We start from the raw sequence: 1,200 nt of genomic DNA, 5'->3' as shown, positions 1-1,200 counted from the left end.
CGCTATCCAATCAAATTGCTGAATAGAACCAATTCCGGCAGCTTGGTCTTTGTCCAGGTAAAGGACTTCTTGTGCGTGGACTCTTACCGAAATCAGAAAAAGTATCAAGATGAGGAGTAAGGATTTATTTGTCATGGCGTATGGATTTTCAATTCCAATCTATCAAATAATTCCTTAATTTCCACTTCTGTTTGTGCTTCTAACCCCTCAAGAAAATGGTCCTTTCAAGTCTAAATCAAATTAAATCCCTTTTATTGATATTTACAGTTCTCTTATTCTTTGGATGTGGAGAATCCAAAAACGAGACTGAAGAAGGTGAAGAAGGAGAATGGATTCAGCTGTTCAATGGAAAAGATTTAAATGATTGGACAATCAAAATCGCCAAGCATGGACTCAACGAAAACTTCGCCAATACCTTCCGTGTGGAGGATAGCCTGATGAAAGTGAGATATGATGGCTATGAAGCTTTTGACCAACAGTATGGCCACATCTATTTCAACACCCCTTTTTCCTATTACCTGCTGAATGTCGAATACCGGTTCGTCGGAGAGCAAGCTCCCGGTGGAGAGGGATGGGCTTTTAGAAATTCAGGTGCGATGCTGCATTGTCAGGACCCAAAGACCATTCTGGTAGATCAGGATTTTCCTATTTCGATTGAAGGGCAATTTCTTGGCGGTGACGGGACCAATGAAAGAACCACAAGCAACCTCTGTACTCCCGGTACAAATGTGTACATGGATGGGGAATTGTTCACCCCGCATTGTGTCAACTCCAGCTCCAAAACCTATCACGGAGAGCAGTGGGTCAAGGCGCAGTTTTTGGTCTTGGGAGATTCCGTCGTGTACCATATTTTGGAAGGGGATACAGTGTTGAGATATACAAAACCTGAAATCGGAGGAGGAAATGTCAATCCCTCAGATCCTGCTGTCAAAGTTGACGGAACTCCTCTGAAGTCGGGATTTATTGCTTTGCAAAGTGAAAGCCATCCGATAGATTTCAGAAAAGTGGAATTGTTTGATTTGGCAGCTTATAAAGGAGACAAGGAAAAACTGAAAAAGATATTGAGGAGATTGAGTGGGAAAGAGTAAAAGCAAAAATCACCCAAATTTTCACTGACCTTTCAAGCAAAGGATTTGATCAAATTAAAGATCGTTTGGATGGATTGGATATTTAGACTTTTAGGTTTAAGTTTAGATATTG

1 protein-coding gene is annotated in these 1,200 nt (G+C 41.1%); it reads left to right on the top strand.

Features of this window, described 5'->3' with window-relative positions:
* Positions 1–215 precede the first annotated feature (215 nt).
* Positions 216–1,088 (top strand): 3-keto-disaccharide hydrolase, encoded by an 873-nt coding sequence (locus ACZFYI_RS20485; protein WP_462525969.1) that lies wholly within the window; start codon positions 216–218, stop codon positions 1,086–1,088.
* Positions 1,089–1,200 lie beyond the last annotated feature (112 nt).

The organism is Aquiflexum sp. (assembly GCF_977115555.1).
Note: the sequence above shows the minus strand (reverse complement) of the source record. Positions and strands in the feature narration are given on the sequence as shown.

Bases quoted from the DNA above. Each gene is read 5' to 3' on its own strand.
- ACZFYI_RS20485 (WP_462525969.1), top strand. From the start codon at position 216: ATGGTCCTTTCAAGTCTAAATCAAATTAAATCCCTTTTATTGATATTT.